11 protein-coding genes are annotated in these 8,793 nt (G+C 72.4%); 7 read left to right on the forward strand and 4 right to left on the reverse strand.

Annotated elements, in window-relative coordinates; translation table 11 throughout:
• On the reverse strand, positions 1–441 hold a 441-nt coding region (locus VB737_RS12505; protein WP_500313388.1), incomplete at its 3' end, for a hypothetical protein.
• 44 nt (positions 442–485) lie between these two features.
• Positions 486–2,015: a peptide ligase PGM1-related protein gene (locus tag VB737_RS12510; protein WP_500313389.1), complete on the reverse strand. Its 1,530-nt coding sequence runs from the start codon at positions 2,013–2,015 to the stop codon at positions 486–488.
• Between the two features lie 51 nt (positions 2,016–2,066).
• On the opposite strand from VB737_RS12510, the gene VB737_RS12515 reads away from it, so the two are divergent.
• The 3 genes from VB737_RS12515 to VB737_RS12525 are packed head-to-tail and all read left to right on the forward strand — an operon-like array spanning position 2,067 to position 3,195.
• Positions 2,067–2,366: a SemiSWEET family sugar transporter gene (locus VB737_RS12515; protein ID WP_500313390.1), complete on the forward strand. Its 300-nt coding sequence runs from the start codon at positions 2,067–2,069 to the stop codon at positions 2,364–2,366.
• A 1-nt stretch (position 2,367) separates the two neighbouring features.
• On the forward strand, positions 2,368–2,751 hold the full coding sequence (locus VB737_RS12520) for a FluC/FEX family fluoride channel (protein WP_500313391.1): 384 nt from the start codon (positions 2,368–2,370) through the stop codon (positions 2,749–2,751).
• Between the two features lie 9 nt (positions 2,752–2,760).
• Positions 2,761–3,195: a fluoride efflux transporter FluC gene (locus VB737_RS12525; protein ID WP_500313393.1), complete on the forward strand. Its 435-nt coding sequence runs from the start codon at positions 2,761–2,763 to the stop codon at positions 3,193–3,195.
• On the opposite strand, the gene VB737_RS12530 is transcribed toward VB737_RS12525, so the two are convergent.
• A complete protein-coding gene (locus VB737_RS12530) occupies positions 3,185–5,269 on the reverse strand; it encodes an HDIG domain-containing metalloprotein (RefSeq protein WP_500313395.1) in 2,085 nt (694 codons plus the stop codon). The two genes, VB737_RS12525 and VB737_RS12530, sit on opposite strands and share 11 nt — an antisense overlap.
• Positions 5,270–5,349: 80 nt before the next feature.
• Here VB737_RS12530 and folD point away from each other — a divergent pair, with 80 nt between their 5' ends.
• Entirely contained in the window at positions 5,350–6,231 is an 882-nt protein-coding gene (gene folD, locus VB737_RS12535; RefSeq protein WP_500313397.1) for a bifunctional methylenetetrahydrofolate dehydrogenase/methenyltetrahydrofolate cyclohydrolase FolD, read from the forward strand.
• A 35-nt stretch (positions 6,232–6,266) separates the two neighbouring features.
• On the opposite strand, the gene VB737_RS12540 is transcribed toward folD, so the two are convergent.
• The gene (locus VB737_RS12540) at positions 6,267–6,449 is read right to left on the reverse strand and encodes a hypothetical protein (RefSeq protein WP_500313398.1); all 183 of its coding nucleotides are present in this window, start codon (positions 6,447–6,449) and stop codon (positions 6,267–6,269) included.
• A gap of 168 nt (positions 6,450–6,617) precedes the next feature.
• On the opposite strand from VB737_RS12540, the gene crtE reads away from it, so the two are divergent.
• From crtE to VB737_RS12555, 3 genes are all read left to right on the forward strand, one after another.
• Positions 6,618–7,520 carry a geranylgeranyl diphosphate synthase CrtE gene (crtE, locus tag VB737_RS12545; RefSeq protein ID WP_500313400.1) on the forward strand — a complete coding sequence of 301 codons (903 nt, stop codon included), beginning with the start codon at positions 6,618–6,620 and terminating at the stop codon, positions 7,518–7,520.
• A complete protein-coding gene (locus VB737_RS12550; protein WP_500313402.1) occupies positions 7,517–8,062 on the forward strand; it encodes a divergent PAP2 family protein in 546 nt (181 codons plus the stop codon). The genes crtE and VB737_RS12550 overlap by 4 nt, the downstream gene beginning before the upstream one ends.
• On the forward strand, positions 8,059–8,793 hold a 735-nt coding region (locus VB737_RS12555), incomplete at its 3' end, for an AAA family ATPase (RefSeq protein WP_500313403.1). The genes VB737_RS12550 and VB737_RS12555, both read left to right, overlap by 4 nt.

Raw genomic sequence — 8,793 nt, forward strand, 5'->3', positions numbered from 1 at the left:
CGTGGGCGCGGAGATGTGTATGAGGGAGCGGGGCATCGGTGTGGCGGGGAAGGGGTCGGGATCCCGCTGGGGGCGCCGCACCGCCCGTCCCTGCAGGTCGGCCAGGGCGGAACGCCACGCGTCCTGCTGCTGCTCGAGGGCCTCCAGCCGCTGGGCCCCGGCTTCCAACGTCTGAAGACGCTCCACCATGGCCCGCTGCTGCTCCTCCAGCACCGAGGTGCGATCGAGGGCGCGGCTGTTCTCCAGTCCCTGCAGGCGCTGCTCCAGCTTCATCAGCAGCTGGCTCTGCTCCCGCGTCTTCCCCAGGATCACCAGGAACAGCACGGCGAGCATGGAGCTCAGGCCGATCTGCAGCCAGCTGGTCCAGAGCGGCGGGCCGGGGGACGGTGGCGGGGGGGAGCGCCGGGAGCCGTCGTCGTCGCGGTCGGTGATCGAGACCATGCGCCCCCTGTGCTGCCCCATCCTGCCCTGAGCCGCCCGGGGCGTCAGCCGCCCGCCGCCGGCAGGCCGGTGCCGCTGCGGGCGACGGCACCCGCCAGCAGCTCGGCCACGGTGGAGCGGTAGACGGCGCTTGCCTGCTCCGGATCCCGGCCGATGCAGGTCATGCCCAGCTTGCCGAACTCCGAGAGGCAGCCCAGCAGGTGAAAGACGCTGCCCTGCAGACGGGCCGGGTCGTAGTGGAGGCCGGCCTCGGCCACGATGTCGATCAGGTCGAGGGGCATCAGGCCCCGCAGGCGGGGGTCGCTGAGGTTGTCGGTGGCGCGGTAGTGCAGCGGCTGGCCGGTGGGGGAAAGGAAGCAACCGGTGGCGGGGTCGAGGCTGCCGGCGGTGATCGCCCGCAGGGCCATGAAGGGATGGGTGGTGCCCCCCTGGCGCAGGTTGACCTCGATGGCCTGCAGGTCCCAGCGCGCGCCGAAGCGGCGGGCGATGAAGTCGACCCCGAAGCGCTCCAGGGCCCCTTCCGCGGCCAGGGCCCGGCCGACGGCCATGCCGTGCTCCATCAGGGCCACCCGGTAGGGCTCGGCGGCGGGGAAGCAGCAGCCCAGGTAGGTCTGGCCGCCGGCACCGCCGAGGATCTGCTCGTGGGTGGAGAGCACCTCCACCACTCCGCCGGGGTGGATCGTGCCCTGCACGCTGGGGGAGCGCAGATCGTCGCCGCCCTCCAGCCAGGCCTCGGCCAGGGCCCCCTGGCCGGCCAGCAGCTCCGTCCAGCCGGCCGCCGGCATCGGCAGGTCCTCAAGGGCCCGCCGGAGCCGCCCGACCCGCTCCCGCCTGGCCAGTCCGTCCAGTGCCAGGGGCGTGAAATCGAGGCGGGCATTGCCCTCGCCGCTGAAGCCCTCGTTCAGCTTGATCACACAGCTGCCCAGCCCGGGGTCCCTTTCCCACAGATCAGCCACCGCCTCCGTCAGGTCGTCGAAGCTGTGGGCCAGCCCGGTGCCGGCGGGATGGGGCACACCGCAGCGGGCGAACAGCTCCCGGCTGCCCGCCTTGGTGCCCCAGTAGCCCAGCGCTGGGTCGGTGCCCAGCAGGGGCACCTGCAGACGCTCGGAGAGGGTCTTCTCCAGCTCGGTCACCACGTAGCAGATGATGAAACTCCGGCCGGGCCGCAGCCGCTCCCGGATCCGCCCCAGCAGGGCCGGCCGCTCCAGGAGCTTCTGGGTCAGGGGCCGGGCGGAGCCGTCGTCGGTGTCGAACAGGTGCAGCCGTCGCCTGGCATGGGAGGTGGGCACCCCCGGCATCAGCTCGAGGACCGCATCCACCACCAGTTCGGGCAGCAGCTTGCTGGTCACGTAGACCACCTGCACGCCCGGATTGCGCAGCCGCATCAGGGAGAACAGCTGGCGTTCCTCGTAATGGTGGGCCCCCGTCACCAGGGCCAGCTGGGAGGGGTCCATGGTGAGCGAGGGCACCATCAGCAGATCGAAATCCGCGCCGGCACCACCGCCGGCGTCGCCGTGCTCCTGGCCCCACGGGGCCTGCAGCCCCTGCTGCAGTTCGCGGAAGCTCAGGGCCATGGCCGGATGGGCGGAATGTGGTCATGCTGACGGCCACAGCGACCAGCGCCAATGGAGTCGTTCACGGTGAGTGCCCTGGGCTATGGCGCCGCCGTACTCACCACCTTGAGCCTGTTCCCCCAGGCGCTGAAGACCGTGCGCAGCGGCGACACCAGCGCCATCTCGCTGCGGATGTACGGCCTGTTCACGCTGGGGGTGCTGGCCTGGGCGATCTACGGCCTGCTGCGGGCCGATGGTCCGGTGATCGCCGCCAACCTGATCACGCTGGTGCCGGCGTCGGTGGTGCTGGAACGCAAGCTGCGGGCCCTGCTGGAGGGCCGGGACCGCCGGGGCCCCGGGGGGAAGGGCTGAAGTGGCGGCGCCCCTGGACAACGACGCCCTGTTCGTGGCGATCGGCGCGGTGCCGGGGGCCTGGCTGCGCTTCCGGGTGGTCAACCATTTCGAACCGATGCTGCCCCGCAAGCACTGGGGCACCTTCGGGGTGAACCTGATCGCCTGCTTCGCCATCGGCCTGCTGGTGAGCCTGGAGGCCAGCTGCGGAGGGGCGGCCGGCCGCACGCTGCTGCTGCTGGGCACGGGCTTCCTGGGCAGCTTCAGCACCTTCTCCACCTGGATCGCCGAACTGCACGCGACCCTGCACCAGCGCCAGCGCCGCGAGGCCGTCCTGCTCTGCGGCGGTTCCGTGCTGGGAGGGCTGCTGGCCGCAGGCGCCGGCCTGGCCATCGGCGGCAGCTAGGGAAGAACGATGGCGCCATCCACTACGCCAAGCAGCCCCAGCCTGCGCCGCGAGGCGCGGGACCTGCTGCTGGTGGCCGCCGGCGCGGTGCCCGGCGCCCTGCTGCGCTGGCGCCTGGAGGACGTCGGCAAGGGCCTCGCGGGCGTACCCACCGGGCTGATCGAAGCCGACCTGGTGGCCAACCTGCTCGGCACCTTCCTGATCGGCGTGATCGCCGGCCTGCGACCCCCCCGGCCCCGGCTGCTGCTGCTCGGCGGCATCGGCTTCTGCGGCTCGCTCACCACCTTCAGCAGCTGGATGCTGGAGATCAGCCTGGCGCTGCGGCGCGGACGCCCCGATGAGGCGCTCGCGGTGGTGCTGATCAGCCTGCTGGGGGGGCTGGCGGTGGTGACACTGGGGCTGGCGGCGGGCCGTTGGCTGGGCCGGTGGCGGCTCAGGCGCTGAAGGCCTTGCGGGGGGGAATGGGGTAGGGGATGCGCCGGTGGCGCATGCGCTTCCAGACCCGCACAAAGGCGCGGATCACCAGCTCCAGCTCCGCCCGGGAGATGCCGCTGCCGTCGAGCTGGCCGTCGTTCTGACGCGCCTCCACCAGCCGCCGGACCATGGCCCGGGCCTCAGCCTCGGTGGTGGCCGGCGGCAGGGAGCGCAGGGCGGCTTCGCAACCGTCGGCCAGCATCAGGATCGCCGTCTCCCGGCTGCGGGGCGCCGGGCCGCGGTAACGGAACTGGTCTTCGCGCACCGAAGGGTCCCGCTCCTTGGCCTGGTGGAGGAAGTAGCCCATCTTCAGCCGGCCCTGGTGCTCGGGGATGAAATCCGCCAGGGGGCGGGGCAGGCGGTAACGACGGGCCAGCTTCAGCCCCTCGTCGACGTGGGCCTGGAGGATGGCGGCACTGGCGAAGGGGTCGTCCAGCTCATCGTGGGGATTGGCGCCCTGCTCCTGGTTCTCGATGAACCACTGGGGGCCGTGCAGCTTGCCGACGTCGTGGTAGAGGGCGCCGGTGCGGATCAGGTCCACATCGGCCTGGATGGCGCGGGCCCCCTCCTCGGCCAGCCCGCAGATCATCAGGGTGTGCTCGAAGGTGCCCGGCGCCTCCATCGACAGGCGGCGCAGCAGGGGCCGCTCCAGATCGGCCAGCTCCATCAGCCGGGCCCGGGTGAGCAGGCCGAAGAAGCTCTCCACCAGCGGCGCCAGCAGCAGACCGGCCATCAGCAGGCCCGCCATCAGCAGGGCCTCCTGCAGCAGGTCGGTGCCGCTGAACGGCCCCGCCTCGAGGCTGTGCAGATGGAAGAGATGGATCAATAGCCACTGCAGCAGCACGGCACCAACGGGCAGCAGCAGGGCCAGCTGCAGCAGCTGGGCCCGGTTGCGCTGGCGTCCGGCCAGCACCGCCGCGATCGCGGCCACCAGGGCCGCCACGCCCAGCTGGGGCACCAGCAGGCCCTCGACGGGCACCGGCCAGAGCATGGCGGCCACGGCCAGCCAGGCCAGCCCGGCGGCCGTGCCCAGCCCCTGGGAGAGGAGCAGGGTGGGGGGAACCAGAAGCGCCAGGGTGCTGACCTGGCTGCCCAGCCAGAGCTTGCACCCCTGCACCAGCACCAGCATGGCCAGGGCCAGCAGGGCCTGGCGGGGTTCGAGGCTGGCGCGCCAGCGGCGCATGACCAGCAGCATCACCCCGCAGGCGGCGAGGGCCTCGCTGAAGCGGCCCAGCCAGGCCAGGGGCCGAGGGCGATGGTTGACCAGATCGAAGTGCTCCAGCACATCAAAGGCCTGGGGGCTGATCGGCTCCCCCTGCCGGGTGATCAGGTCGTTCTTGCGCACCCGGATCGTGGGCAGCCCCTGGCGGGTGAGCAGGTCCTCGATGCGGCGCTGGCTGAGGAAGCTGTCGCCGCGGAGGTTGGTGCGGCCCTGCAGGCTGGCGGCCAGCAGGCGGCTGCCCAGGCTGCGGGCGGGGGGGGAGAGGTCCTGCAGCTGGAGTTCGGCGGCCGTGAGCAGCTGACCCTCCGAAAGGCTGGCCACGACGCCTTGGCTGAGCATGCGCTGCTGGGCCCGGCGCAGGGAAAGCTTCCAGCGCATGAGCTCGGGGGGCGTCAGCCCCGTCAGCCAGCGGCGTTCCTCCTGGGTGAGATTGAGGGAATCGGGCCGGGGCTGGTCGTCGGCGACCTGCAGGCGCACCCGCTGCAGCCGCTGCTCCAGCTCCTGCACCAGGGCCTCACTGGCCTGGGGGTCAACCACCTGGATCTGGCTGCGGGGCAGCATCTGGCTGCGGCGCTGCTCCAGGTCGGTGCTGTCGATCACCGTGGCATCGGCCGGGGCGCGGGCCGTGAACGGGGCCGGCATGCCGGGGCGCAGGTTCGGCTCCACCAGCCAGGGCCAGCTGGAGAGCAGGGCCACCAGCAGACAGAGCAGGAGCACGAGCAACCCACCCCCGGGGCGCCAGGCCACCAGGGCCTGGCGGGGACGCTCGAGCCGCAGCAAGTGGCGCCACAGTCCCCTGATCCGCCGCAGCCCGAATCTCATCGGTCCAGGCTAACCAACGCCTGAGGGTCGCCCTCCAGGTGCTGTCGGTGCATGCTGGGGATCGGCAACGCTCCCCCCCGATGGCCACCCTTCTCGATGGCAGGCGACTGGCGGCGGAGATCGAAGGTCGACTGAACGCCGTCATCGCCGATGGGCTGGCGGTGGCGGGGCGGCCCCCCGGCCTGGCGGTCCTGCGGGTGGGCGATGACCCCGCCAGCGGTGTGTACGTGGCCAACAAGGAGAAGGCCTGCCGCCGTGTCGGCATCAGCAGCCATGGCGGCCATCTGGCGGCGGACACGCCGGCCGAGGAGGTGCTGGCCCTGATCGCGCGCCTCAACGCCGACCCGACGGTCGACGGCATCCTGCTGCAACTGCCCCTGCCGCAGGGCCTGGACGAGGGTCCGCTGCTGGCGGCGATCGACCCCGACAAGGACGCCGACGGTCTGCACACCCTCAACCTGGGTCGCCTGCTCAAGGGGGAGCGGGGTCCCCGCAGCTGCACACCGGCCGGGGTGATGGCCCTGCTGCGCAGGGCCGACGTGCCGATCGCCGGCGCCCGGGCCGTGGTGGTCGGCCGCAGCATCCTGGTGGGCAAGCCGATGGCCCTGATGCTCCAGGCCGCCGATGCCACCGTCACCATGGCCCACTCGCGCACCCATCACCTCGCCGAGGTGACCCGGGAGGCCGAGATCCTGGTGGTGGCGGCGGGACGCCCCCAGCTGGTCGGCGCCCAGCATGTCCGCCCGGGGGCGGTGGTGGTGGATGTGGGCATCCACCGCCTGGAGGGAAGGCTCTGCGGCGATGTGAACTACGAGACGGTCGAACCGCTGGCGGCGGCGATCACGCCGGTGCCCGGTGGGGTGGGGCCGATGACGGTGGCGATGCTGCTGGTGAACACCGTGCTGGCCTGGTGTGAGCGCCACGGGCTCGACACCGCGGAGCTGGCGGATCTGAGCCCCTGAGCCCCGCCTTGACGGCCCCCGGGCGGCGAATGCGCTCAGGGCCGGGAGGCCGTGGAGCGGGTGGCGTCGTGGGGGTCGCCGGAGCCCACCAGCAGGGGAACACCCTCGCCGATCCGCACCAGACCCGACGCCAGTAGCAGACCGGCCAGCAGGACAGCGGACAGGCTGCCGCAGATCAGGGGCACCAGGTCCGGCTCGCTGTCCAGGGGGGCCTGCATCGCGCGCAACAGCGTCACTGCCGCCAGCATGGCGGCGCTGGGGTTCCCGGACCGGGCGCCTTCACCGGGCTTCACCGGAGGATCCGTATCGTGTCGAAACATCAAGGCGGCGGCGCCTGGACCGCGGCCTGAGAGAATCCGCGCCAACACGCCAACACTCAGGACCCCATGGCCCCGGCGGTGAGCACGGCTTTCGACTTCACCGCCTATCTGGAGGCGGCCCGCTGGCGGGTGGAGAGCGCCCTGGAGAGTTCCCTCGGCCCGGAACGTCCCGAGTCGCTGCGGGAGGCGATGCGCTACTCCCTGCTGGCGGGCGGCAAGCGCCTGCGGCCGATCCTCACACTGGCGGCCTGCGAGCTGGCGGGCGGCGACGCCGATCTGGCCATGCCGACGGCGGTGGCGATGGAGATGATCCACACCATGTCGCTCATCCATGACGACCTGCCCGCCATGGACAACGACGACCTGCGCCGGGGCCGGCCCACCAACCACAAGGTGTACGGCGAGGCCAAGGCGATCCTGGCCGGCGATGCTCTGCTGACCCGCGCCTTCGAGATGGTGGCCCTGCGCAGCCCGGGGGTTCCCCCCGAACGGCTGCTGCAGGTGGTGGGCGAGCTGGCCCTGGCCTCCGGCGCCCCCGGCCTGGTGGGCGGCCAGGTGGTGGACCTGGAGTGCGAGGCCCGGCAGGTGGATCTCGACACCCTCGAATACATCCACCTCCACAAGACCGGCGCCCTGCTGCGGGCCTGCGTGATCTCCGGCGCCCTGATCGCCGGGGCCTCCGAAGAGCTGCTGACGGCCCTGCGCACCTATGCCCGCGGCATCGGCCTGGCCTTCCAGATCATCGACGACATCCTCGATGTCACCGCCAGCAGCGACGTGCTGGGCAAGACAGCGGGCAAGGACCTGGCCGCCGACAAGACCACCTACCCCAAGCTGCTGGGCCTGGAGGAGTCCCGCCGGCGCGCCGATGCCCTGGTGAGCGAAGCCAAGGCGGTGCTGGAGCCCTGGAGCGCCAAGGCCGCCCCCCTGCTGGCCCTGGCCGACTACATCACCAGTCGCGACCGATGAGCATGGCCATCGGTGCCCTCGATGCGCTGGGCGAGCTGCTGGCCAACGGCGTGCTCGCCTGGGGCCTGGTCGCCTGCGGCGTGGCCCAGCTCTCCAAGCTGCTGATCGAGCTGGTGGTGCATCGCCGCTGGCGCCCGGCGGTGCTGATCGAGACGGGGGGCATGCCCTCGAGCCACTCCTCCCTGATGACGGGCACCGCCGCCGGCCTGGGCTGGGAGCTGGGATTCGCCGATCCCCTGTTCGCCCTGGCGGCCGTGCTCTGTTTCGTCGTGCTCTACGACGCCAGCGGCGTGCGGCGGGCCGCCGGACTGACGGCCCAGCGGGTGAACGGCCTCCCCGACGGGCTCTGGGACACCCATCCCCAGGACGGCCCGCCGGAGGGGTCCCCGGTGCTGCGCCCCCTGAAGGAGAACCTCGGCCACACCCGTGCGGAGGTGCTGGTGGGCAGCCTGATCGGGCCCCTGGTGGCCCTGCCGGGCCTGGCCCTGCTGGGCTCACCGCTGCAGATCGCCCAGGGCGCCGGCTGGCTGCCGCTGGGGTGAGCGATCACGCCGGCCTGAGTGACGACCAGCAGCGGGCGGCCGCCGCCTTCGCCGACTGGCTGGAGGCCCCGGCCGGTGGGGTGCCGTTCGTGCTGGAGGGCTATGCGGGCACCGGCAAGACCTTCCTGTCGATGCGGTTCCTGGCCCAGGCGGAGCGGGCCGGCCTCTGCTGGACCGTGGTGGCCCCCACCCACAAGGCGGTGGGCGTGCTGCGCCACCACCTGGCCCTGGCGGGTCTGCACCCCACCTGGTACCCCTCCACCATCCACCGGCTGCTGCGGTTGAAGCTGAAGCGGCAGGGGGACCGGGAGCGCTGTGAGGAGACCCTGCAGACCGCCCTGGCCCTGGAGAACCTCGGCCTGGTGCTGGTCGACGAGGCCTCCATGGTGGATGGCGGCCTGCTGGAGATCACCCTGCGCTGCGCCCAGGCCTACGGCACACGGCTGGTGTTCGTGGGGGATCCGGCCCAGCTGCCGCCGGTGGGGGAGGCGTGCAGTCCGGTGTTCGCCCTGGGGCGGGCCCAGCGGGTGGCCCTGACCCACGTGGTCCGCCACGGGGGCCCGGTGCTGCGCCTGGCCGGGGGCCGGCGCCAGCGCATCGCCCGGGCCCGGGCCATCCTCAAGGATCCACCGGTGCTGGTGCTGGATGAGGCCACCGCCGCCGTCGACAATGAAACCGAAGCGGCGATCCAGCGTTCCCTCGATCGGATCACGGCCTCCCGCACCACCCTG

The sequence above is a fragment of the Synechococcus sp. BA-120 BA3 genome (assembly GCF_034931285.1).
Classification (GTDB): domain Bacteria; phylum Cyanobacteriota; class Cyanobacteriia; order PCC-6307; family Cyanobiaceae; genus Cyanobium.